Below are 22,966 nucleotides of genomic sequence, written 5' to 3' on the forward strand. Positions count from 1 at the left end.
GGAGCGGGGATCCGGGTCAGCGGCTGCCGGCCTGCACGAACGCCAGCGTGCCGGCGTTCCACGTCAGGACGGTCGGCGTCTTCCCGCCGTTGAGCGACGCGGGCGTCTCGCCGGCGCGCAGCGCGCGCATCCGGCCCGCCTCGGCCACGTAGGTCGTGGTGCCCACCTTCACGAACAGGCGCCCGCTGATGGCGGCGGCGGCCTTGGGCAGCGAACCGCACGTGGCGGCGGCGAGGCCCTGGCCCGGCAGGCCTCCGAGCCCCGCGAGCGCGATACGGTGCAGGCGCCCCTGCGCGGCCACGTAGTACCCGTCGTGGCAGCTCACGATCGGGCGGAGGCGGTTGCGGGTCTGCACGGTCAGGGCGGCGATCGCCTCGCGCGACGACACGACGGCGTGCCGCGAGCGGATGCCGAACTCCTCGCCGATGTCCCACGACGAGATCCACCACGCCTTCGCGCCGTCCGTGAAGTACACGGGGTCGGTGCCGCGCACCTGCATGACGGATCCGGACGGCGGCACGGCCGACGTGATGCGCGTGCCCTTGGGCAGGTGGTCGATCAGCGCATCCGCCAGGCGGAGCACGGTCGGCCAGCGCCCGCCCGTCAGGGCCTCCATGACGCCCCGGGAGGCGATGTGGCGCCAGCGTCCGGCCTCGGCGACGTACACGTCGCTGCGGCCGACTCCCTGCACGAACACGCGCGTCTGCGGCACGGCGGAGGACAGCTCGAGCACTCCGCACGTGCGCGCGTCGAGCGTCGTCACGGGGAAGCCGGCGACCGCCGCGGCCGTCACCGGCTGCAGCGTGCCGCGCGAGGGCAGGTAGATCGTGCTGCCGCACTTGACGAACTGCGCGAGGGTCCCCCCGCTCGTGTAGCCCTGGTACGCGGTCGACGGGACGCCGGTGTCGCGCGCGCGTGTGAGCCCCATCTCTGCCGGATACAGCCACGTCGGCAGGTACAGCAGGCGCGAGTCCCACGTGGGCAGGTAGGTCCGCGTGGAGGCCGCGGGCTCGATGAAGCGCCCGGGCGCCCACCTCGTCGCGGTGACCTGGTACTGCGCGGCCTTGGCGGCGGGCATGACGGCCGCGTACGGCACGGCCCCGCCGGTGATGGCGGCGACGTTCGCCTCGTTGTAGATCGGGATGAGCGTCGAGCCGGAGATCTGGTGGATGGTGCCCCCGGACGTGCGGCGGGCCCAGCCGGTGATCGCGGCTCCGGCCGGCACCCGCGTGTACTCGGCCGAGGCCAGCACGGTCTCGGTCCCGCACGAGCCTCCCCAGGCCGACACCTGCGCGCACGACGAGAAGTGATGCCGCTGCCCGCCCTGCAGGAGCGACACGTCGCCCGTGGTCGCGTTGCGGAGGAAGAACGAGGCCTGACCGCCGTTCGGGATGGACTCCGCCGTCTCCGCCGTCACGGTGCGCGGCGCGCCGAACACGCGCTGGTACTCCGCGAGGGTCTCGCGCGTGATGTGCACCTTCTTGCGACCGGTGACGAGGTAGACGTGCGGCTCGGCCTTGATCATGGTGCCGTCCGCGACGCTCGTGACGCCGGTCCCGGTCGAGCCGAACCACAGCCGGAAGTAGCTGTAGAAGTTGCGGTTGCCGTACGACGAGCAGGAGTCGCCGGTGCCGAAGCCGGCCGCGAGCGCGGCTGCGTTGGGCTGGTACGGCGTGTAGTAGTACAGGTTCGCGGTCGCCTGGTTCTTGACGTAGACGCCCGACGACCCGCACGCGGAGTTGGGGTGGTATCGGATGCTGCGCGTCCCGCCCGGCGCGTACCAGGTGAAGTAGGTGCTGGAACCGTAGATCTTCATCTGCCGGGCGGCCCCGTACACCTGGTTGAAGAACCCGTAGTAGGTCTTGTCGCAGTCGGCGGTGTCGGGGCATCCCATGCCCATCGCGATCGTGAAGCGCCAGTCGCTGGGCCAGGTGTGGGTGATCAGACCCTGCTCCTTCTGGAGCATGACCAGCAGCACCTGCGGGTTGATCCCGCACGCCTGCGAGACCTTGGAGATGATCCGGGCCGCGCTCTCGTTCGCTCCCCCGGTGTACTGCGCGCAGTACGCGTCGGCGGCGCGCGTCGGCGTCGTCTCGACGTACTCCTCGAGGCACGTGTAGCCGGACTGGCAGGTCGCGACCTTGCCGTCGATGAAGCTCGCGATCTGCGCCGCGGTCATGGTCGACCGGTTGGTGAACACCGCGTTGCTGATGATGTCGCCCGCCACGAAGCCGACCACGGCGGCGGCCGGCACGAACGCCTCCTTGGGCGCGACCAGCTCGAAGCGGCTCGAGGACGCGTCGCCGCCCGATCCGGAACCCGACGCGGGGTACGGCACGTTCCCGGGGTTCGCGGCGTCGAGGGTCTCGTCGCCGGCCTTGTCGCGCTCGGCCAGCTGGTCCGCCCCCGCCCGGTGGTCGTCGCGGTCCATCGGGACCTTCGCGACCGGCGGCGTGGGGGTCGCCTTCTGCTCGGGCGTCGGGGTCTCGGGATCGGGCGAGGCCGCCTGGGGCGCCTTCACCTCGGACGCGCCGGGCGCGTCGGGGGCCGGCTCGTCCGTGGCGGCCGGAGCCTCGGGCTCGGACGTCGGGGCGGGCTCGGACGTGGCGGCCAGAGTCGGGGCGGGCGTCGCCGCCGATGCCGACTCCAGCGGGAACAGCCCGGCCACGAGGGCGAGCGCGGCGAGCGAGGTCGCGAGGAGGCGCGCCACGCGCACCGGGGATCCGCCGCGGGGCATGGCGGGGCGGACGTGGTCGGGGGCACGCATGTGAACAGTGTGACAGAAGTGAAGAAAGCCTGGTAGACGGGCCCGATGCCCTCCCACCTGCCGGGACCGGCCCGCGCTCCCCATCCATGGAAGGATGGAGGGCGTGCGTGCGCGCGGGTCGGCCGCGGGCCCGACGAGAGGAGCCTTTCGGGATGAAGCTGAGCGTCATCGGCTGCGGGTATCTCGGCGCGGTGCATGCCGCGGCGATGGCGTCGCTGGGTCACGACGTGGTCGGCATCGATGTCGACGAGGCGAAGATCGGAAAGCTCGCCGCGGGTGAGACGCCGTTCTTCGAGCCCGGGCTGGCGGAGATCCTGACCGCGGGGATCGGGTCGGGCCGGCTGTCGTTCACGACCGACATGGCCACCGCCGCGGACGCGGACGTGCACTTCATCGCGGTCGGCACCCCGCAGCGGCGCGACGGCGCCGGCGCGGATCTGCGGTTCGTGGACTCCGCCGTCGAGGGCCTGATCCCGCACCTGAAGCCCGGCTCCCTGGTGGTGGGCAAGTCGACCGTGCCGGTCGGCACCGCCGCCCGCCTGGCCGGGCTGGTGGAGCCTGCCGGGGCGCGTCTGGCGTGGAACCCGGAGTTCCTGCGGGAGGGCTTCGCCGTGAAGGACACCGTCGAGCCGGACCGGCTCGTGTACGGCGTCGCCGACGCGTCCCGGGAGCAGGACACGCAGATCCTGGACGAGGTGTACGCGACGGCCCTGTCGACCGGGACGCCGCGGATCGTGACCGACTACGCCACCGCGGAGCTGGTCAAGGTCGCCGCGAACTCGTTCCTGGCCACGAAGATCAGCTTCATCAACGCGATGGCCGAGATCGCCGAGGTCACCGGCGCGGACGTCACCCAGCTCGCCGACGCGATCGGCCACGACAACCGCATCGGCCGCCGCTTCCTCAACGCCGGCGTCGGATTCGGCGGCGGCTGCCTGCCCAAGGACATCCGCGCGTTCGCGGCCCGCGCCGAGGAGCTCGGCAAGGGCGAGTCCGTCGCGTTCCTCAAGCAGGTCGACGAGATCAACCTCCGCCGCCGCCAGCGCCTGGTCGACCTGGTCGTGGACTCCTTCGACGGACAGGTCTACGGCCACCGCGTCGCCGTGCTCGGCCTGGCCTTCAAGCCCGACAGCGACGACATCCGCGACTCCCCCGCCCTCGACGTCGCCGTCCGCCTCAAGGGCCTCGGCGCGGAGGTCATCTCCCACGACCCCGAGGCCATGCCCAATGCCCGCCGCCTGCACCCCCAGCTCGACTACGCCGACACCGTCGACCAGGCCCTCACCGGCGCCGAGGCCGTCGTGATCGTCACCGAGTGGAAGCAGTACCGCGCCCTCGACCCCGTCACCACCGCCGCCCAGGTCGCCCGCCCCGTCGTCTTCGACGGCCGCAACATCCTCGACCCCACCGCCTGGCGCACCGCCGGCTGGACCTACACCGGCATGGGCCGCTGACCCCAGCCCACCGCGACGAAGAACGCGCCCCCGGCTCAGCCGAGGGCGCGTTCTCGTTGATGCGGGCCGGTCACTCCCCCATCGCGCGGATGGCGTCGTCGACGTCGCCGTCGAAGACGAGCTCGCCCTTGCGGATCACGACCGCGCGATTGCAGAGCTCACGCACCATCTCCATGTCGTGGCTGACGATCACCAGCGTCTTGCCCGCGGCGATGAGTTCCTCGAACTTGGCGCGGCACTTCTCGCGGAACGGCGCGTCGCCGACCGACAGGATCTCGTCCACCAGCAGGACATCCACGTCCACGTGGATCGCGACCGAGAACGCCAGGCGCATGAACATGCCCGACGAGTAGTGCTTGACCTCCTGGTCGATGAACTGGCCGATCTCGGCGAACGCGACGATCTCGTCGTACCGCGCCTCGATCTCCTTCTGCTGCATGCCGAGGATCGCGGCGTTCAGGAACACGTTCTCGCGACCCGACAGCTCGGGGTGGAAGCCGGCGCCGACCTCGATCAGCCCGGCGACGCGGCCGCGCGTCAGGACGTGCCCGCCGTCCGGCTGCATGACGCCGGAGAGCAGCTTGAGCAGGGTCGACTTGCCCGAGCCGTTGTAGCCGAGGATCGCGATCGAGTCGCCCTCGTTCACGACGAGGTCGAGACCGTTGAGCGCGTGGAACTGCGTCGACAGCTTGCGGCCGCGGATCCAGCTGACGACCGTGTCCTTCAGCGAGTGCGCGTGATTGAGCATGAACGTCTTGCGGACGCCGTCGACGATGATGCTCGGCGTGTGCACGGGGGCGGTGGCTCTCATGATGCGTCGCTCAGAGGTCCTGAGCGAACCTCCCCTCGAGACGGCGGAACACGGCCTGGCCGATCAGGATGGTGGCCAGGGAGATGAGGGAGGCCCACAGCGTGAGCCAGCCCAGGTCGGGGTGCAGCGGGATGCCGAGCTCGGAGATCCGCCCGCGCGACACCGGCTCCCAGAACGCGTAGTGGAACAGCTCCACCGCCACGGTGATGGGGTTCAGCATGTACAGCTGCAGCAGCCAGCCGGGGAACGCGTCGCGCACCATCGTCCAGAAGTACAGGACCGGCGACGCCCACGTGACGAGCATCAGGAGCAGCTCGACGATCGGCTCGGCGTCGCGGAAGCGCACGTTCACTGCGCCGAAGAACAGCCCGGCGCCGAACGCGACCATCGCCAGGATCAGGATGCCCGCGAGGAACGCCAGCACGCTCATGACCGTGATGTTGACGATCCATCCCATGAACAGGCAGACGATCAGGAGGAGGCCCACCTGCGGGAGGAAGTGCACGAACGCGACGAAGACCGCGGAGACCGAGAACAGCTGGCGCGGCAGGTAGACCTTCCGCACGAGCGGCGCGTTGCCGACGATCGACCGCGTCGCGTTGCCGAACGCCTCGTTGAAGAAGTTGATGCCGATGATGCCGCTGAACAGGTACACCGGGTAGTTCGGGACGGTGTCGCCGAGCTTCATGAAGACGCCCATGATGAGCCAGAACACCAGGAACTGCGTGGCGGGCCGGACGTACGACCAGGTCCAGCCGAGCACCGAGTTGCGATAGCGCGTCGTGACGCCGGTGCGCACGAGGAGCTTCAGCAGGTAGTGCCACCGGAACACGTCGAGCAGCCCGCGGCTGGTGCCGGGGGTCTGGAACTCCGAGCGCGGCACGTGCGCGAACAGGTCGGGCGCGGAGACTTCGGGTTCACTCGGCACGAGCACTCATCCTAGGACAGGGCGACACGGGGAAAGCTGGATGCGTCGTCGCTTCAGAGGTCGGCGTGGACCTGCCACACGCGCTCCGCGGCTCCCGCCCAGGAGAACGCGCGCGACCTGTCCCGCCCCAGCACGCGCAGCCGGCCGGCGTCGCCCGTGAGCCAGCCGTCCGCCAGGGCGTCGACGAGCGCATCCTCGAGGCCCGACTCGGGGACCACGAGGCCGCCGTCGAGCACGACCTCGCGATGCACGTCGGTGTCGACCGCGACGACCGGCGTGCCGAGCGCCATGGCCTCGACGACGCGCCACGGCCACGCGGCGCGCAGTCCCGTCGCAAGGAGCACGGCCGCGGCGCCCAGGACGGCCGCCCGGTCGCCCTGATCGAGCCCGGACCGCGCGTGCACGCGGTCCGCCGCCACCCCCGACGAGGTGGCGAGCGCGGAGACGCCCTCCTCCTGCCCCTCGGGCACGTCGATCACGACGACGTCGAGTCCGGTGGGAGCCGCCGCGCGGAAGCCCGCCGCGAGCCCGTCGGAGGCGGCGGTGCCGCCCGCCATCACCAGGTACCCGGCGGGCAGCTTCAGCTCGCGGCGGCGGGCGTCCGCGTCCGTGGGCACGGCGAAGCCGTCGGGCTGGGCGCCGGCGATCACGCGGATTCGCTCGCCGAACCGCGCGTAGACCTCCAGCCTCTCGGCCATCGCGTGAGTCGGCACGATCACCGCGTCCGCGTGGCGCGCGGCGCGGCGCAGCAGGCCCCGCTCGGCCATCGCGACGGCGCGCGGCAGCTCGTCGGGCGCCTCCCAGGCGCGCAGGTCCCACAGGGTCACGACGGTCTGGTCGTGGTCGTGCACGCGGTCGTGCCGCACGAGCGGGGCCAGCAGGGTCGGCGAGTGGATCATCCCCCCGCCGACACCGGCCACCACGCCGAGCTGCCATGCGGCGGCGGTCTCGCGGCGGCCGAGCGGGAGGCGCCGGCCGGGGGCGACGCCCGCGATGGCGGGCAGCGTGCCCGCGGGAGCGATCGCCTCGACCGCGCAGCCCGACGGCGCCGTCTCGGCGAGCGCCGCCGCCAGGCCGCGCGACGCCATCGCGAGGTCGGGGTGGGTGGCGGAGACGAGCTGGTCGAGCACGACGCGAAGGGTGACCGTCATGCCTCGAACCTTAGTCAGCCCGCCCGGGAGGAAGCCTGGGCAGACCGACCTACGGCGCGGGGGTCTCGGTCTCCTCCACGGGGTGCAGCGTCGCCGCGATCAGCTCGCGGATCGCCGGGTAGTCGGGATTCTCGGGGTCGGGCACGGTCGGCGGCGCCAGCTCCACCGTGGTGACCGGCTGCTCCTTCGCCTTCAGCCCGAGGTCCACGAAGTACGACAGCATCGACTGCGGCAGGTCCGTCTCGACCAGGTTCTGGCCCGCCTGCGCGACCGCCTGGAAGCGCGTCAGCACGACCTCGGGGGTGAACTGCGCGAGGATCGCCTCCTGCAGCTGGCGCTGGCGCTTCATGCGGTCCCAGTCGCTGGTCGTGTAGCGCGAGCGGGCGTACCACTGCGCGGTGTCGCCGTCCATGCGCTGCACGCCCGGCTCGATCCAGCCGATCGCCCACTCCTCGGCCGGCTGGCCCTCGTAGGCGGGCCCGCCGCCCTTGGGCAGGCGCTGCGTGACCTCGATCTCGACGCCTCCGAGGGCGTCGACCAGATCCGCGAAGCCGTGCATGTCGATGAAGACGTAGTACGGGATCTCGATGCCGAGGATGCCCTCGGCCGCGTCCTTGGTGGCCTCGACCCCGGGCGACGAGCCATGCCCGGCCGCGTCGGGGTAGAGCTCGGCGCCGTCGCGGCAGAGCTCGACCTCGGTGCGCAGCTGGTTGATGCCCGAGCCCCAGCCGCACTCCGGGTCCGCATGCCCCTCGTGCCCGTACGGATACAGGTCCTGCATGGGACCGGGGCTGAACGGGAAGTGCGGGAGGTCGCGCGGGATGCCCGTGATGGTCGTGGCGCCGGTCTCGGCGTGGATGGAGACGACCGAGATGCTGTCGAATCGCATCGAGTCGCGGCCCTCGCCGCTGTCGGCTCCGAGCAGCAGGATGTTGTAGTACCCCTCGCTGGGCGGCACGGTGGGCCCGCCCAGGCCGAACACCGAGCCGATCGCGTCGCGCGCCGCGCCGACCGTCCCCGCCCCGTAGGCGGCCGTGCCGCCCGACACGACCATGAGCGCGACCGAGAGCAGGGCGATGCCGTACCGCGCGGGCGTGCGGGTCCGCACGAGGCGCACGAGCCGCAGCGTGTCGATGCCGAGCACGATCCAGAGCACGCCGTACGCGGCGATCAGCACCTGCGCGATCGTCAGGATGGCGCCGCTCACGTTCACGGGCCCGATGCGCCACGAGGTCAGCAGCCACACGACGCCGTCGCGCCACAGCAGCGTCCCGAGCAGGAAGAGGATGATGATCCCCCACGCCCAGAGCGTCGCGCCGAGGCCGAATCGGCCGAGTCTGCGACTGCCGGCCAGCGCCTGCGCGGACCCCGGGATCAGCCACCCGAGCACGACGAGCCACCAGCCGCGGCGGGTCATCATCCGCTCGTCCGCCGGGTCGGGGCGCCGCAGCGGGCGCTGCTCGATGAGAGCGCCCCCCATCGCGGGGCGCGCGTGATGCGCGACCCCGCGGGATCGCGTGGCGGCTGCCGTCACCGCACCGGTCCGCTCGTGGCCCGCGAGGTCACAGCGAGTCCTTCAGCCGGGCGTTCTTCTCCTCGACCTGACGCTCGAGGTCGCGTGCGAACTCCTCGATGCGGTCGGCGACGGCCGGGTCGGCGGCCCCCAGGATACGCGCAGCGAGCAGGCCCGCGTTGCGCGCGCCGTTGATCGACACGGTCGCGACGGGGATGCCCGCCGGCATCTGCACGATCGACAGCAGCGAGTCGAGGCCGTCGAGCGTCTTGAGCTGGACGGGCACGCCGATCACGGGCAGCGGCGTCATGGACGCCAGCATGCCCGGAAGGTGCGCCGCGCCGCCCGCGCCCGCGATGATCGCGCGCAGGCCGCGGCCGCGCGCCTCGCGGGCGTACCGCATCAGCTTGTCGGGCGTGCGGTGGGCCGAGACGACCTCGACCTCGTGCGGGATGCCGAACTCGGTGAGGGCGGCGGAGGCGTCGACCATCACGCGCCAATCGGAGTCGGATCCCATGACGACGCCGATCAGCGGGGCGTCAGACGAATTCAGCACGCGCCCCAGGCTAGGCCGAGAGCCTGGACGTTCCCGGATGCGACCCGGGAAACGGGCGGGTTTCGGCCCGGAATGACGGCATACACGACCGTTTCGCTCGGGTCGCCGGGTGGGCGCGCCCGATCAGGCGAAGAAGTCCGCGGCGGCGCGGGCCTCGTACGCGACGTCGTCGAGGTCGTCGCCCAGCGTGTTGACGTGCCCGACCTTCCGGCCGGGACGCGGGTCCTTGCCGTACGTGTGGATCTTCGCCGTCGGGTGCTGGGACATCGCGGCCGCGAACCGGTCGGTGAGCCCGGCGTCCTTCGGGCCGCCGAGGATGTTCACCATCACCGCCCAGTCGGCGAGCGGATCCGTCGCGCCGAGCGGCAGGTCGAGGACGGCGCGCAGGTGCTGCTCGAACTGGCTCGTCACGGAGCCGTCCTGCGTCCAGTGGCCGCTGTTGTGCGGCCGCATCGCGAGCTCGTTGACGAGGATGCGCTCGTCCGGGGTCTCGAACAGCTCGACCGCGAGCATGCCGGTCACGCCGAGGCCCTCGGCGATGGTCACGCCGATGCGGGCGGCCACCTCCATCAGCTTCTCGCTCGCGCGGGGCGCGGGCGCGATGACCTCGGCGCACACGCCGTCGCGCTGCACGGTCTCGACCACGGGGTACGCGACGACCTCGCCGCCGGGGCGCCGGGCGACCTGCTGCGCGAGCTCGCGTGTGAACGGCACCAGCTCCTCGACCAGCAGCGGCCCCTCGACGGCCTCGAACCAGTCCGCGGCGGCCGCGGCGTCGGACACCACGCGCACGCCCTTGCCGTCGTAGCCGCCGCGCGGAGTCTTCACGACCGCGCGACCGCCGTGGTCGTCGAGGAACGCCTTCAGGTCCTCCTGGCTCTCGACGGCGGCCCAGTCGGGCTGGGGCGCGCCGAGCTCGGCCAGCCGACGGCGCATCACGAGCTTGTCCTGCGCGAACTGCAGCGCATCCGGACCGGGGTGCACCGCGACGCCCGCGTCGACGAGCGCGCGCAGCACGGGCTGCGGGACGTGCTCGTGGTCGAACGTGATGACGTCGACGTCCTTCGCGAACTCCAGCACGGTGTCGACGTCGCGGTAGTCGCCGACGGAGGTCGCCGCGAGCGATGCGGCCATCCCGTCGCCCTCCGCGAGGACCCGCAGCTCGACGCCCAGCTCGACCGCGGGCGCGATCATCATCCGCGCCAGCTGTCCCCCGCCGATCACGCCGACTCGCATACCCATAGATCCTCCAAGTTGGTCAGGCTCCATCTTCGCGCATCCCGCACAACCCCGTTCGTCGCCCCGTCGGCCCCGCGTCCACAGCGTTCACTTCTGAAAAGAAAGCGCCCGATCTAAAGAAGGCTGTCCCGGTGCGCGAGGATCTGGTTCATCTCGACCTGGTCGGCGAGGACCTCTCCGATGAGAACAGCGCCAGGCACGTCCTTCATGACCAGCTGCCCCTCGACGCCGTCCGACAGCGTGAGGGTGCCGGTTCCGCGCATCCGCTGCAGCACGCTCCGCCGTGTCCCGACCGTGTACCCCCGCGCGTGCGACATCTCCACGCGGGACCGCGAGAGCATGCCGTTCCGGCTGATCACCCGCCGAGTGGTGATCGTGTAGGTGCGCGACAGCCAGACCGCGAACGGCAGGACGACGCCGAGCAGCACGAGCGCGCCCGCCGCCGCCAGAAGCATCCAGTCCTCGAAGGGCGCAGGCAGGTTGCCGTACAGGAAGCCGACGGCTCCCGCGACCGCGATGAGGAGCGCGGCCGACCACGCCAGGCTGCCGGCGTGACCGCGAAGCGTGGCGATGACCAGCTCGGGCGCGGGCGCGCCGGGGGGCGGCGTCACGGGACGCGAACCCGGGGTCGGCTGGCTCACCCCTCCATTGTGCCCACGGGGACCGACACGGCCCGCCGGGCGCGCCGGGGGGGCTCAGCCGACGGCGCGGGCGTGCACGACGTCGCCCGCCGACACGGCACGGTCGCCGACCAGGAGGCGGCCCTCCGCGTCGAGCGCGCGGGCTCGGCCCCGCAGCGTCGAGCCGTCCGGCAGGGACACCGCGACCTCGCGTCCGATCGTCACGCAGCGCTCCGCGACCACGCCGTGCACGCCGGGGGCGCCCGACGCGGCGAGCGCGCCGAGCAGCCGGTCGAGCTCCGCGAGGTAGTCGGCCACGAGCGCGTCCTCGTCGCAGGACTCCCCGAGCGCGGCGAAGGACGTCGCGGTCGGCACCGGCAGGTCCTCCGCGGCCATCGCCGTGTTCACGCCGGACCCGATCACGACCGCATCCGGATCGCCGGTGCCCTCCGCGAGGATGCCGCAGATCTTGCGTCCGTCGACCAGCACGTCGTTGGGCCACTTCACCCCGACTCCGCGGCCCGGCAGCTGCGCCGCGACCGCGTGGGCCATCGCGGCGCCCGCGGCGAGCGGAATCCATCCGCGCGCGGCGGGCGGCACCTCGGGCACGCGCACCAGCACGGACACGGCGAGCGCGGAGTCCGCCGGCGCCTGCCACACGCGGTCCAGGCGGCCGCGCCCGGCGCGCTGGTCGCGCGTGAGCAGCACCGACAGGTGCGGCAGCGACGCATCGGCGGCCGCGGCCACCAGATCCGCGTTGGTCGACCCGGTCGACTCCACCTGCCGCCATGCCCCGGCGACGCCCCGCGCCCGCTCGAACTCCATGCCGGAAGCCTAAGGTCACGCCGGACAAGGACTCCTCCGCCGCACAAGGATGATCGGGCGGCCGGCTTCCTGGTCTCACGCATTCCTCCTTGTCCCGTGCGACGGCCGACCGCTCGTCCACCGTCCGCCCTCACGGGCCGCCTTCTCCCGATCGACGCGGTGGCCGCCCCGACGGCGCCTCGCCCACGCCAGGCTCGGCCCATGGACCTGGTGCGGGAGCTCGCGGCGCGCGGCGGCTGGGCGAGCCGGCGGGCGCTCATCGCCGCGGGATGGCATCCCCGGAAGCTGCGCCAGGCGGCGCTCGAGGCAGGGCTTCCCCTCGTGCGCCGGCAGTGGCTGCTCCTGCCTTCCGCACCACCTGGAGTGCGCGAGGCGGCACGTGTCGGCGGCCGCCTGACGTGCGTCGCCGAGGCGGAGCGCATCGGCCTCTGGATCCCCCGGCGGGATCCGCGACCCCACATCGCGGTCCCGCGGAACGCGGATCTCACCCCGCGCGGCATCGCCCACTGGTCGACCGGCCCCGCTCCGGCGGCGGGCCTGCTGGTGGACCCGATCGAGAACGTGCTGCATCACACCGCGTCCTGCCTCACCGAGCTCGAGACCTTCGCGATCTGGGAGTCCGCCATCCGCAAGGGGCTGATCACCGTCGACGCGATTCGACGCATCCGCTGGACGACCACCGCGGCTCGCCGTGTCGCCGCCGACGTCGGGGCCCACTCGGATGCGGGCACCGAGTCGTACCTGGTCCGGCAGTGCCGAGCGGCCGGCATCCCCTGTCGCCAGCAGGTGCACCTGTACGGCCGCGATGTGGACGCGCTGATCGGCGACCATCTCGTGATCCAGGTCGACGGCTTCGCCTTCCACTCCGACGCCGCGACGCGCGCGGCCGACCTCGCCCACGACCGTCTGCTCCGGCTGCGGGGCTACACAGTCCTGCGGTTCACCTACGCCGACGTGATGCACCACTGGCCGGACGTCGAGGCCCAGATCCGGTCCGCGATGGCCCAGGGTCTGCACCTCTGACCCCGTCACCGCACAAGGAGAAGTCCACGAGACGAGGACGGATGGCGGCAGATCATCCTGGCGTCGCGCAGTCCTCCTTGTGCCGCGCCGGAGGCGGCGCCGTCGCCCCGGATGGCGACACACCACACAGGTTCCTCCGGGTCGTTGTGCACGGCCGCCAAGGCCGGGCCGGGGTCCGCGGATAGGGTGGAACGCGTGACCGAACCCGACCTGTCGACCACCGCCGGCAAGATCGCCGACCTGCGCGCCCGCTACCACGAGGCCGTCGTGGCGGCCGAGGAGAAGGCCCGCGAGAAGCAGCACGCCAAGGGCAAGATGACGGCGCGCGAGCGCATCGAGCTCCTCGTCGACCCCGGCAGCTTCGTCGAGCTCGACGAGTACGTGCGGCACCGCACGACCGCGTTCGGCATGGACCGGTCGCGTCCGTACGGCGACTCCGTCATCACCGGCGTGGGCACGATCCACGGCCGCACCGTCGCCGTGTACGCGCAGGACTTCACGACCTTCGGCGGCTCGCTCGGCGAGGTCGCCGGCGAGAAGATCATCAAGATCATGGAGTTCGCGCTCCGCGGCGGGATGCCCATCATCGGCATCCTCGACTCGGGCGGCGCGCGCATCCAGGAGGGCGTCGTCGCGCTCGGCAAGTACGGCGAGATCTTCCGCCTGAACACCGCCGCGTCGGGCGTCATCCCCCAGATCTCGATCATCATGGGCCCGGCCGCGGGCGGCGCGGTGTACTCCCCCGCCCTGACCGACTTCGTGATCATGGTCGACAAGACCAGCCAGATGTTCGTCACCGGCCCCGACGTGATCAAGACCGTCACGGGCGAGGACGTCGGGATGGAGGAGCTCGGCGGCGCGTACACCCACAACACGCGCTCGGGCGTCGCGCACTACCTGGCCGAGGACGAGGACGACGCGCTCGACTACGCGCGCACGCTGCTCGGATTCCTTCCCGACAACAACATGGCCGAGCTGCCCGTCTACGAGACGCCGTTCGAGTGGGAGACCACGGATCCGGACCGCACGCTGGACACGGTCATCCCCGACTCCCCGAACCAGCCCTACGACATCCACGACGTGATCGGCCACCTGGTCGACAACGGCGACTTCCTCGAGGTGCAGCCGCTGTTCGCGCCCAACATCGTGATCGGATTCGGACGCGTGGAGGGCCGGACGGTCGGCATCATCGCGAACCAGCCGAAGCAGATGGCCGGCACGCTCAACATCGAGGCCGGCGAGAAGGCCTCGCGGTTCGTGCGCTTCTGCGACGCCTTCTCGGTGCCGATCGTCACGCTGGTCGACGTGCCGGGCTACCTGCCGGGAACCGATCAGGAGTGGACCGGCGTGATCCGCCGCGGCGCGAAGCTGCTCTACGCGTACGCCGAAGCCACCGTGCCGCTCGTGACCGTGATCCTGCGCAAGGCCTACGGCGGCGCGTACATCGTGATGGGCTCCAAGCAGCTCGGCGCCGACGTCAACCTCGCGTGGCCGACCGCGGAGATCGCCGTCATGGGCGGCCAGGGCGCGGTCAACATCCTGTACCGCGGCGAGCTGAAGCGGGCTGAGGAGGCGGGCGAGGACGTCGCCGCCGTGCGCACGCGCCTGGCGAACGAGTACACCTACAACGTGGCCTCGCCGTTCCTGGCGGCCGAGCGCGGCGAGCTGGACGGCATCATCGAGCCGTCGGCGACCCGAGTGGCGATCGCGAAGGCGCTGCGCGCCCTGCGCGGCAAGCGCGCGGAGCTGCCGCCCAAGAAGCACGGGAACATCCCCCTCTGATGGACGCGACGAGCGCAGAGCCGGGCGCGCAGCACCCCGCGCCCCGCATCGAGGTCGTGCGCGGCGCGCCGACCGAGGAGGAGCTGGCGGCGCTGCTCGCCGTGGTCGGCGAGGAGTACACGCGCGAGACCGAGGAGGCCGTCGCCGAGGAGCCGCACGTCTCGGCCTGGGAGCGCACGCAGCGCCGCTTCCGCGAGCCCCTGCGCCGGGACATCCCGTGGGGTCGCTTCGCCCGCTGATCCCCATCGGGGACAAGGGGGACCGGATGTCCCCCAAAGTACCTACATACAGGGCTCTCGCGTCCCACGGATACTGAGTGTGGAAACGCTTGAGCGTTAGCGTTAGGCCGACCGTCCGCTCCAGGGTAGGCGCACGGGAATCGGCCCCTGATGCGGACGGTTTTCGGGTAACCGATCCGCGACCCGGTGGGGGAGGCATCGCCTCCCCCACCTTTCTTTGTACTGACTCGCGGAGCTCGAGCCTGGGGGCGTCAGCGCGTGGGGCGCGGGACCTCGCGCCAGAGCAGCACGTCGTCCTCGTCGCTGAGGCCGTCGCCGCCGGCCGAGCGGCCGACGATCGTCAGCGCCACCTGCGGGTCCGGCGCCGACCGGATGATGATACGGGCGGCGTCGGTGCCCTCGAGCGTGCGGGCCAGCTCGCCGCGCACCTCCTCGAGCTCCGCGTCGGTCAGGTCGTCGAGGCCGCCCTCGTCGAAGACGGTCACCGTCGCGCCCCGCAGCCGCGCGCCGGCGATCGCCTCGCGCACGTCGTCGTCGAGCAGCCGCGCGCCGCGCAGCTCGTCGCGCAGCCGGCCCTCCGCGAGGCGGGCCTCCGTCCGCTCCTCGTCGGTGAGATCCCCACCCGTCTCGATCACGCGCGACAGGATGGGCCCTGCCACCGCCAGGGCGTACTGCACCCGGCGTCTGCGCTCCAGGCGCCGGACGGCCTGCGTCGCCTGCCAGGCCGACGTGGCCTGCTGCAGCGCCGCGAGGCGCGCTGTGTCGCGGTACGCGCGATCCGTGAAGATCATCAGCAGCTGCGCGAGCGTGACCCAGACGATGGACCCCACGAGTCCCAGCGACATCGCGGCCGGGAGCCCGATCGCCGCCGAGGACTCGATCGTCAGGATCGCGATGCCGATCCAGGCGGAGATCGGACGATGGCGGACGCACACGATCGTCATGACGGCCCCGACGGCGCCCAGATACCAGGTCGCGTGCGACGCGGTGCGCTGCGCCTCGTCGGTGGCGGCCGTCACCAGGAGCGGGATGATGGCGGCGCCCGCGAGCGCGATCAGCGCCGCCCACCACGGCAGCGGCCGTCCGGCCCGCGGGGCGTCGTCGTCGGGGTCGAAGGGCGGCCGGTGGTCGCGGTCGACGGCCAGGAGCACCAGCAGCGTGATCGCCACGTAGAGGCCGACCGCCGCGAGCGCCACCCCGAGATCGCCGCCCTCGGGGCGGACGAGGCCGCGCACGGCGAAGTACGCCGTGAAGGCGAGCGCGATGACCTCGAGCACGCGTCGGACGCTTCTCACAGCGCCTTCTCCCCGGTCCAGGTCAGCGCCACGGTGGTGCCGCGGGCGCCCGAGACGATCGTGGCGTCACCGCCGGCCGCGGCCATGCGGGCGAAGATCGACGCGCGGATGCCGAGGCGGTCTGCCGGGATCGAGGCGACATCCACGCCGGGGCCGGTGTCGGACACCTCGACCCGCACTCCCCGGCCGGCGGGCTCGACGCGCACGGCGAGGCCGACGCCGTCGGCGTGCTGGACGGCGTTGGCGACCGCCTGGGTCGCGGCCAGCACGACGGCGCGCGCCACCCGGCCGGGCACCACGGCGTCCTGGTCGTCGTCCTCGCGCTCGACCGCGAGCTGCACCCCCATGTCGGCGGCGGAGCGCTCGATGTCGGCGGCGATGGCCGCGCGCGAGACCGGCTCGTCGCTGCCCTCCGGGTCGTCGCTCTCGGCGTTCGCGAGCCGCGTCAGGGCTTCCCGCGCCATGGACACGGCGAGCTGCCGCTCGCGGTCGGTGCGGGCGCGCTCGGCCGCGATCAGCGCGGCGAGCACGCTGTCGTGCATCAGGGCCGCGACGGCGACGCGCTCCTGCTCGGCCGCGTCGGCGGAGGCCGCTCGCGCGTACGCCAGCACGGCCTGGGCACGGGCGGCGTCGACTCCGCCCGCGAGGCTGCGCAGCACCCATGCGACGGTGACGAAGACCCCGCCCTGGATGAGCGCGACCGACACGTCGTACCCCGTGCTGACCCAGAACTCGGGCTCGAGTTCGCCGCGGATCAGCCGGATCACGGCGTACAGGAGCGACATCCCGACCGCCCAGGCGTACTGCCACGCGAGCGGGAAGGCGACGACCGCCCCGACGGTCGCAAGGTTGATGAGGAAGAACGTCCAGGGCTGCGCGCCGGGGTCGGGCGGGGTTCCCGTCGTGGCGATGGGCCAGAACACGAGGGCGATCGGGTAGACGATCGCGAACACGGCCGACGCGGTGCGCGCGCGATACCCGGCCACGCAGCACACGATCATGGCGGCGAGTGCGACGAAGACCACCATGTGGAGCACGTCGTGCGCCGGGCCGATCCCGTGCAGGTCGAGCGACACCACGAACGCCTGGCCGCCGACGCCGAGGCAGCCGACCGCGACCAGGATCTGGATGATCCGCTCCATGCGGGTCGCCGTGTAGCTTCCGGCGGAGGCGACGCTGAGGCCCGCTGCGGGCAGCCGGCCCCAGGCCTCGCGGAGCAGCCCCTGGGCGGTCACGCGGTCAGTCCTCCGCGGACGCGTCGACGATGCCGTCCTCCATGGCGCGGCGCAGCAGGTCGACCTTGGTGGGCGCCGGGCGGCCGACCTCGATGTACTTCATCCGCACGCGGTTCACGTTCTCCTTGGCGGTCGAGTACGCGATCCCGAGCCGGCTGGCGACGATCTTGAGCGGCAGGCCCGCGGCGTACAGGCGCAGCACCTCGCGCTCGCGCGTGGACAGCTGCGCGTCGGCGAACTCCCGGTCGCCCTCGACCGCGCTGGCCCACTCGACGTTGTTGAGGGGTTCGCCGCGCGCGGCGGTGCGCACGGCCCCGAGCACGTCGTCCAGCGGCGGTGCGCACGGCCCCGAGCACGTCGTCCAGCGGCGATGCCTTGCTCACGACGCCCACGGCGCCCGCGGCGAGCGCCTCGCGCACGGCGGCGGGGCGATCGGCGACGGAGTGGATGATCACGGCGGACTCGCCGGCCAGCCGCGTCACGTTCTCGGTGACCGTGGTCCCGTCGCCGAGCGTGAGGTCCAGCAGCACGACGTCCGCCGGCCCCGCGCCGGTGGCGGCGCGCCACGTGCAGTACTCGTTCACGCCGGCGCCCGCGAAGACGACCTCCATGCCGTCCCGCTCGAGGGCCGCGACGAGCCCGAGGCGCACGGACTCGTGATCGTCGATGAGGGCCACGCGCGTCATGGGGAGAGCCTATCGGCGCGGACGGCGCTGTCCGCGGCGGGGCGCGGCGGGCGCGCGGCGCGGACGGGGCTCACGGACCGGTGAGCGCCGGCGCGGTCTCGCGGGGCGCGGCCGCGAGCCTCGCGACGGCCCGGTCGTAGCCGATGACCAGCGCGGCCAGCAGCGCGACCGCGACGATCATCGGCAGCAGCGAGACTGCGACCCCGAGCCAGCCGCCGATCCCGGGCTCCATGAACGGATACGGGATGCGGTCGTCCACGTGCGGGAAGACGACCGCCCGCAGGATCGTGAGCAGCCCGTACGCGAGGGGGTACAGCGGCCACCACGCCACGTCGGTCCATCGGGTGCGCCCCCTCGGCCCGAACGCGAGCCAGTCGAGCAGGAAGCCGATCGGCATGACGTAATGCGAGAACAGGATCGCCACGCCCTCGAGCGCCACGGCCGGATCCGGATCCAGCACCTGGTCGAACGGGTTCGCCCAGTGCGACAGCATGGCGTGCGCGATGATGCCGACGAACACCATCCAGGTCGTGATCGCGCCCCGCAGGCGCGGCGCGGGGAGGTCGGTCGTGCCGCGGTCCAGCATCGTCCACACGCCCACGACCAGGTAGCCGAGCAGGATCGCGTTGGTCACGGTCGTGAGGAACGCGGACCCGTGCGACCCGGTCATGAACCCGAAGACCGACAGCCCGAGGAGCAGGCACCGGTACCAGAGCTGCGGGGTCGCGAGAACGCGGGTCACGGCCCGATGATATTCCGGATCACGGGGATCCGCCCGGATCAGCGGGCGAGGATCGCCACGGCCTCGACGTGGTGCGAGTGCGGGAACAGGTCGAACGCCCGCAGCGACTGCAGCTCGTAGCCGGAGCCGCGGAAGTAGCCCACGTCGCGCGCGAGCGCCACCGGGTCGCACGCGACGTACGCCACGCGCGACGGGCCGAGGTCCGAGATCGCCTCGACGACCTCGCGTCCGGCGCCCGCACGCGGCGGGTCGAGGAGGGTCACGCCGCGCGTGAGCATCTCGCGGTCGAACAGGCTCGCCTGCCCGACCAGGCGGGCGAGGAAGCGGTCCACACGCGCCGTGACCGCCTCCGCACCGAGATCGGCCAGGTTCTGCTCGGCGTGCATCGTGGCCCGCGGCTCGGACTCGACCGTCGTGAGCCGCGCTCCCCCGGCCAGCTCGCCGAGCGCGGCGGCGAACAGGCCCACCCCGCCGTAGAGGTCGAGGTGCCAGGCGTCGCTCGTGACCTCGCCCAGCGCATCGCGCACCGCCCGGTCGAGCGTCGCCGCGGCCGCGCGGTGGACCTGCCAGAACCCGCCGGCGTCGACCAGGAACTCGCGCTCTCCGACGCGCTCCGTGAGGATCTCGAGCGCCTGCGTCTCCCGCGGTGCGGCCGGGCGTCGCCCACGGCCGCGCGCCGCGCGGTCCTTCGCGGGGCGCCGGATGGTGCGCACCCCGCCGTCGGCCGGCTGGACGAGGTCGATCCTGCCCTCGGGCGCCTTGCGCAGTGCGAGCGCCACGGCCTCGATCTCGGGCGTCGCGAGGGGGTGCGACTCGACGGGGATGACGGTGTGGCTGCGCGCCGCGTACGGACCGATGCGGCCGTCCGCGTCGACGTGCAGGCTCACGCGTGTGCGATAGCCCGTGCCGTCCACGGTGCCCGTCGCATCCGGATGGTCGGAGCCCAGCACGGCCTCCGGGCCGACGACGTCCACGTCGACCGCGCCGCCCGCGAAGCGCTCGAACGCCTCGCGCAGCACCTGCGCCTTGAGAGCCCGCTGCCGGGGCAGGGCGATGTGGCCGAAGTCGGCGCCGCCGGGCCGCGCCTCGGGGGCGACCGAGACGTCCGCCTGCGGCCAGATGTGCGGCCGCCGGTCCGCCGACGCATCGAGCACCTCGAGCGTCTCCGCGCGCGCGAACGACTTCTTCACGTCGGTCACCCGCGCGCGCACCCGCTCGCCGGGGAGCGCGTCGGGGACGAACACCACCAGGCCCTCATGGCGCGCGACGAAGACTCCCCCGTGCGCGACTCCGGTCACCTCGAGGTCGATCGTGTCGCCGTTCTGCATCCGTCCATCCTCCCAGAGCGCACCTGCGCGGACGCCATACCCTGGTCCCCATGCAGGTGCTGCTCGCGTCGACGTCCCCCGCCCGCCTGATGCTGCTGCGGCAGGCCGGCATCGAGCCTCTGACGATGTCACCCGCGGTCGACGAGGAGGCGGTGATCGCCGAGACGGAGGCGCGGGAGGGCAGGATCCTGCCGCCGGATGAGCACGTCCTGCTGCTGGCGCGTCGCAAGGCGGCCGACGTGGCCGCGCGGGTCCCCGCGGAGCGCCCCGGGTTCGACGGGATCGTGATCGGCGGCGACTCGATGTTCGAGCTGGACGGGATCGTGCACGGCAAGCCGTACACGCCCGAGGCGGCGACGGCGCGCTGGCGGGACATGCGCGGACGCACCGGGGTGCTGCACTCCGGACACAGCGTGTTCCGGGTCGCCCCGGGCGCCGAGCCGGTCGAGGCGCACGCGGTCGCCGAGGCCGCCGTGACATTCGCGGCGGACGTGGACGACGCCGAGATCGCGGCCTACGTCGCCAGCGGCGAGCCGCTCCACGTGGCGGGCGCGTTCACGGTCGACAGCCTGGGCGGCGCGTTCATCGAGCGCGTCGAGGGCGATCCGTCCACCGTCGTCGGGATGTCGCTGTCGACCGTCCGCCGCCTGGTGCGCGAGCTCGGCGTGGCCTGGACGGACCTGTGGAACCGGACCGCGTAGGGCCCTCCTCGTAGACGACCCGACACGTTCTCGCCCTTTTCTTGTCGAGGGTGCTCAAAGGCGGATGCCCCGGCGTAGGTAGGCTGAAACCCATGCCTGCCATCGCCAAGGTGCTCATCGCGAACCGCGGCGAGATCGCCGTTCGCATCGTCCGCGCGGCCCGCGACTCGGGGATCTCGTCCGTTGCCGTCTACGCAGATCAGGACCGGGACGCGCTGCACGTGCGCCTGGCCGACGAGGCGTACGCGCTCGACGGACAGACCAGCGCCGACACGTATCTGCAGATCGACAAGATCCTGTCGGTCGCCCGACGCTCGGGCGCCGACGCGGTGCACCCCGGCTACGGATTCCTCGCCGAGAACGCCGACTTCGCCCGCGCGGTGCAGGCCGCCGGCCTGATCTGGATCGGCCCGTCGCCCGAGGCGATCGAGGCGCTCGGCGACAAGGTCACCGCGCGTCACGTCGCCGAGAAGGTGGGCGCTCCCCTCGCCCCCGGCACGCCGGGTCCCGTGGACACGGCCGACGAGGTCGTCGCGTTCGCGAAGGAGGTCGGCCTGCCGATCGCCATCAAGGCGGCGTACGGCGGCGGCGGCCGCGGCCTGAAGGTCGCCCGCACGCTCGAGGAGGTCCCCGAGCTGTTCGAGTCGGCCACGCGCGAGGCCATCGCGGCGTTCGGCCGCGGCGAGTGCTTCGTCGAGAAGTACCTCGACAAGCCGCGCCACGTCGAGACCCAGTGCCTCGCGGATGCCGAGGGCAACGTCGTCGTGATCTCCACGCGCGACTGCTCGCTGCAGCGCCGTCACCAGAAGCTCGTCGAGGAGGCGCCCGCGCCGTTCCTGACCGACGAGCAGAACGCCACGCTGTACGAGGCGTCCAAGGCCATCCTGCGCGAGGTCGGCTACACCGGCGCCGGCACGTGCGAGTTCCTGATCGGCGCCGACGGCACCATCTCGTTCCTCGAGGTCAACACGCGTCTGCAGGTCGAGCACCCCGTGTCCGAGGAGGTCACGGGCATCGACCTGGTGCGCGAGCAGTTCCGCATCGCCGCGGGCGGCACGATCGACTACGACGACCCGACCCCGGTCGGCCACTCGATCGAGTTCCGCATCAACGGCGAGGACCCCGGCCGCGGCTTCCTGCCGCAGCCCGGCCCCATCCACGTCTTCAAGACGTTCGGCGGCCCCGGCATCCGCCTCGACTCGGGCGTGACCGCCGGCGACTCGGTCAGCGGCGCGTTCGACTCGCTGCTCGCCAAGATCATCGTGACCGGCCGCGACCGCGCCGAGGCCCTCGAGCGCTCGCGCCGCGCGCTCGACGAGTTCGAGGTCGCCGGCCTGCCCACGGTGCTGCCGTTCCACCGCAAGGTCGTCCGCGACCCCGCCTTCACGGCCGAGAGCGGCGAGTTCGGCGTGTACACGCGCTGGATCGAGACCGAGTTCGAGAACGACATCCCCGCCTGGGACGGCGAGCTCGAGGCGCCCAAGCCCGCCGAGTCGCGCCACACCGTGGTCGTCGAGGTCGCCGGCAAGCGCCTCGAGGTCAGCCTGCCCGACCGCATCGCGCAGGCGCCCGGCACCGCCGGCCGCCCCGCGATCGTGCCGCCGTCGCGCCGCAGCCACGCGGCCGGCGCGGTGACCAGCGGAGCCTCGGGCGACGCGCTCAAGTCGCCCATGCAGGCCACGGTCGTCAAGGTCGCGGTCGAGGAGGGTCAGACGGTCGTCAAGGGCGACCTCGTGGTCGTGCTCGAGGCCATGAAGATGGAGCAGCCGCTGCAGGCCCACAAGGACGGCGTGATCGCCAAGATCGACGCCACCCCCGGCACCACGGTCCCGGCGGGCCACCAGCTCCTCCAGATCAGCTGACGCGCTTTCGGCTCGCTCCGCTCGCTCAAGCCGTTTCGTCTCCGCTTCGCTCCGCTCAACGACCGGTCCTGTGCCTCGGTCGTCGAGGCGAGGAACGAACCGGAGTCGAACGGCGCCGGATCCTCGTCGCTCAACGACCACGGGGATGAGCCCGGAGACCGGCCCCGTGCGAGCGAAGCGAGCGTGGAGCGAAGCGACCAATCGCAGCG

Annotated in this window: 19 protein-coding genes and 1 pseudogene; 6 read left to right on the forward strand and 14 right to left on the reverse strand. The window is 72.6% G+C overall.

The window, feature by feature from the left end:
- Positions 1 to 16 precede the first annotated feature (16 nt).
- Positions 17 to 2,767, reverse strand: coding sequence for an SPOR domain-containing protein (locus ASD19_RS07120; protein WP_134745366.1), 2,751 nt, complete (start codon positions 2,765 to 2,767; stop codon positions 17 to 19).
- A gap of 152 nt (positions 2,768 to 2,919) precedes the next feature.
- On the opposite strand from ASD19_RS07120, the gene ASD19_RS07125 reads away from it, so the two are divergent.
- Positions 2,920 to 4,221 (forward strand): UDP-glucose dehydrogenase family protein, encoded by a 1,302-nt coding sequence (locus tag ASD19_RS07125; RefSeq protein WP_055990306.1) that lies wholly within the window; start codon positions 2,920 to 2,922, stop codon positions 4,219 to 4,221.
- Positions 4,222 to 4,291: 70 nt separating this feature from the next.
- Here ASD19_RS07125 and ASD19_RS07130 read toward each other — a convergent pair whose 3' ends face one another.
- The 8 genes from ASD19_RS07130 to ASD19_RS07165 form a co-directional block, all read right to left on the reverse strand.
- Positions 4,292 to 5,032 (reverse strand): ABC transporter ATP-binding protein, encoded by a 741-nt coding sequence (locus tag ASD19_RS07130; RefSeq protein ID WP_055990309.1) that lies wholly within the window; start codon positions 5,030 to 5,032, stop codon positions 4,292 to 4,294.
- A 10-nt stretch (positions 5,033 to 5,042) separates the two neighbouring features.
- On the reverse strand, positions 5,043 to 5,960 hold the full coding sequence (locus ASD19_RS07135) for an ABC transporter permease (RefSeq protein ID WP_230667732.1): 918 nt from the start codon (positions 5,958 to 5,960) through the stop codon (positions 5,043 to 5,045).
- A 53-nt stretch (positions 5,961 to 6,013) separates the two neighbouring features.
- Positions 6,014 to 7,111 (reverse strand): glycosyltransferase, encoded by a 1,098-nt coding sequence (locus ASD19_RS07140; protein WP_055990312.1) that lies wholly within the window; start codon positions 7,109 to 7,111, stop codon positions 6,014 to 6,016.
- Between the two features lie 49 nt (positions 7,112 to 7,160).
- Entirely contained in the window at positions 7,161 to 8,591 is a 1,431-nt protein-coding gene (locus tag ASD19_RS07145) for an LCP family glycopolymer transferase (protein ID WP_055990315.1), read from the reverse strand.
- Between the two features lie 82 nt (positions 8,592 to 8,673).
- Positions 8,674 to 9,141, reverse strand: a complete 468-nt coding sequence (gene purE, locus ASD19_RS07150) for a 5-(carboxyamino)imidazole ribonucleotide mutase (RefSeq protein ID WP_055990667.1) — start codon at positions 9,139 to 9,141, stop codon at positions 8,674 to 8,676.
- 162 nt (positions 9,142 to 9,303) lie between these two features.
- A complete protein-coding gene (locus ASD19_RS07155) occupies positions 9,304 to 10,422 on the reverse strand; it encodes a 5-(carboxyamino)imidazole ribonucleotide synthase (RefSeq protein ID WP_055990318.1) in 1,119 nt (372 codons plus the stop codon).
- A 110-nt stretch (positions 10,423 to 10,532) separates the two neighbouring features.
- Complete coding sequence (locus ASD19_RS07160) at positions 10,533 to 11,060, reverse strand: PH domain-containing protein (RefSeq protein WP_055990321.1); 528 nt, start codon at positions 11,058 to 11,060, stop codon at positions 10,533 to 10,535.
- 54 nt (positions 11,061 to 11,114) lie between these two features.
- Positions 11,115 to 11,864, reverse strand: coding sequence for a biotin--[acetyl-CoA-carboxylase] ligase (locus ASD19_RS07165; protein WP_055990324.1), 750 nt, complete (start codon positions 11,862 to 11,864; stop codon positions 11,115 to 11,117).
- 201 nt (positions 11,865 to 12,065) lie between these two features.
- Between ASD19_RS07165 and ASD19_RS07170 the strand changes: the two genes are divergently transcribed.
- The 3 genes from ASD19_RS07170 to ASD19_RS07180 all read left to right on the forward strand — a co-directional run bounded on the left by ASD19_RS07170 (position 12,066) and on the right by ASD19_RS07180 (position 14,908).
- Positions 12,066 to 12,887 carry an endonuclease domain-containing protein gene (locus tag ASD19_RS07170; protein WP_055990327.1) on the forward strand — a complete coding sequence of 274 codons (822 nt, stop codon included), beginning with the start codon at positions 12,066 to 12,068 and terminating at the stop codon, positions 12,885 to 12,887.
- Positions 12,888 to 13,073: 186 nt separating this feature from the next.
- The gene (locus ASD19_RS07175) at positions 13,074 to 14,669 is read left to right on the forward strand and encodes an acyl-CoA carboxylase subunit beta (protein ID WP_055990330.1); all 1,596 of its coding nucleotides are present in this window, start codon (positions 13,074 to 13,076) and stop codon (positions 14,667 to 14,669) included.
- On the forward strand, positions 14,669 to 14,908 hold the full coding sequence (locus ASD19_RS07180; RefSeq protein ID WP_055990332.1) for an acyl-CoA carboxylase subunit epsilon: 240 nt from the start codon (positions 14,669 to 14,671) through the stop codon (positions 14,906 to 14,908). Before ASD19_RS07175 ends, ASD19_RS07180 begins: the two co-directional genes overlap by 1 nt.
- A gap of 251 nt (positions 14,909 to 15,159) precedes the next feature.
- On the opposite strand, the gene ASD19_RS07185 is transcribed toward ASD19_RS07180, so the two are convergent.
- The 5 genes and pseudogenes from ASD19_RS07185 to ASD19_RS07205 all read right to left on the reverse strand — a co-directional run bounded on the left by ASD19_RS07185 (position 15,160) and on the right by ASD19_RS07205 (position 20,194).
- Entirely contained in the window at positions 15,160 to 16,203 is a 1,044-nt protein-coding gene (locus ASD19_RS07185; protein ID WP_055990334.1) for a hypothetical protein, read from the reverse strand.
- A complete protein-coding gene (locus tag ASD19_RS07190; RefSeq protein ID WP_055990336.1) occupies positions 16,200 to 17,438 on the reverse strand; it encodes a sensor histidine kinase in 1,239 nt (412 codons plus the stop codon). The genes ASD19_RS07185 and ASD19_RS07190 overlap by 4 nt, the downstream gene beginning before the upstream one ends.
- A gap of 4 nt (positions 17,439 to 17,442) precedes the next feature.
- Positions 17,443 to 18,124, reverse strand: a pseudogene (locus ASD19_RS07195) (response regulator transcription factor).
- 70 nt (positions 18,125 to 18,194) lie between these two features.
- Positions 18,195 to 18,866 (reverse strand): Pr6Pr family membrane protein, encoded by a 672-nt coding sequence (locus tag ASD19_RS07200; protein ID WP_055990338.1) that lies wholly within the window; start codon positions 18,864 to 18,866, stop codon positions 18,195 to 18,197.
- A 38-nt stretch (positions 18,867 to 18,904) separates the two neighbouring features.
- Positions 18,905 to 20,194, reverse strand: a complete 1,290-nt coding sequence (locus tag ASD19_RS07205; RefSeq protein WP_055990341.1) for a class I SAM-dependent RNA methyltransferase — start codon at positions 20,192 to 20,194, stop codon at positions 18,905 to 18,907.
- A gap of 50 nt (positions 20,195 to 20,244) precedes the next feature.
- On the opposite strand from ASD19_RS07205, the gene ASD19_RS07210 reads away from it, so the two are divergent.
- Both ASD19_RS07210 and ASD19_RS07215 read left to right on the forward strand, forming a co-directional pair.
- On the forward strand, positions 20,245 to 20,895 hold the full coding sequence (locus ASD19_RS07210) for a Maf family protein (protein WP_055990344.1): 651 nt from the start codon (positions 20,245 to 20,247) through the stop codon (positions 20,893 to 20,895).
- A 92-nt stretch (positions 20,896 to 20,987) separates the two neighbouring features.
- Positions 20,988 to 22,757 (forward strand): acetyl/propionyl/methylcrotonyl-CoA carboxylase subunit alpha, encoded by a 1,770-nt coding sequence (locus tag ASD19_RS07215; protein ID WP_055990347.1) that lies wholly within the window; start codon positions 20,988 to 20,990, stop codon positions 22,755 to 22,757.
- Positions 22,758 to 22,966 lie beyond the last annotated feature (209 nt).

Source organism: Microbacterium sp. Root53 (assembly GCF_001426925.1).
Taxonomy (GTDB): domain Bacteria; phylum Actinomycetota; class Actinomycetes; order Actinomycetales; family Microbacteriaceae; genus Microbacterium.

Coding starts and splice junctions, on each gene's coding strand:
- ASD19_RS07210 (WP_055990344.1), top strand. CDS start 20,245: ATGCAGGTGCTGCTCGCGTCGACGTCCCCCGCCCGCCTGATGCTGCTG.
- ASD19_RS07215 (WP_055990347.1), top strand. CDS start 20,988: ATGCCTGCCATCGCCAAGGTGCTCATCGCGAACCGCGGCGAGATCGCC.
- ASD19_RS07140 (WP_055990312.1), bottom strand. CDS start 7,111: ATGACGGTCACCCTTCGCGTCGTGCTCGACCAGCTCGTCTCCGCCACC.
- ASD19_RS07130 (WP_055990309.1), bottom strand. CDS start 5,032: ATGAGAGCCACCGCCCCCGTGCACACGCCGAGCATCATCGTCGACGGC.
- ASD19_RS07180 (WP_055990332.1), top strand. CDS start 14,669: ATGGACGCGACGAGCGCAGAGCCGGGCGCGCAGCACCCCGCGCCCCGC.
- ASD19_RS07155 (WP_055990318.1), bottom strand. CDS start 10,422: ATGGGTATGCGAGTCGGCGTGATCGGCGGGGGACAGCTGGCGCGGATG.
- ASD19_RS07120 (WP_134745366.1), bottom strand. CDS start 2,767: ATGCGTGCCCCCGACCACGTCCGCCCCGCCATGCCCCGCGGCGGATCC.
- ASD19_RS07165 (WP_055990324.1), bottom strand. CDS start 11,864: ATGGAGTTCGAGCGGGCGCGGGGCGTCGCCGGGGCATGGCGGCAGGTG.
- purE (WP_055990667.1), bottom strand. CDS start 9,141: ATGGGATCCGACTCCGATTGGCGCGTGATGGTCGACGCCTCCGCCGCC.
- ASD19_RS07170 (WP_055990327.1), top strand. CDS start 12,066: ATGGACCTGGTGCGGGAGCTCGCGGCGCGCGGCGGCTGGGCGAGCCGG.
- ASD19_RS07125 (WP_055990306.1), top strand. CDS start 2,920: ATGAAGCTGAGCGTCATCGGCTGCGGGTATCTCGGCGCGGTGCATGCC.
- ASD19_RS07145 (WP_055990315.1), bottom strand. CDS start 8,591: ATGGGGGGCGCTCTCATCGAGCAGCGCCCGCTGCGGCGCCCCGACCCG.
- ASD19_RS07205 (WP_055990341.1), bottom strand. CDS start 20,194: ATGCAGAACGGCGACACGATCGACCTCGAGGTGACCGGAGTCGCGCAC.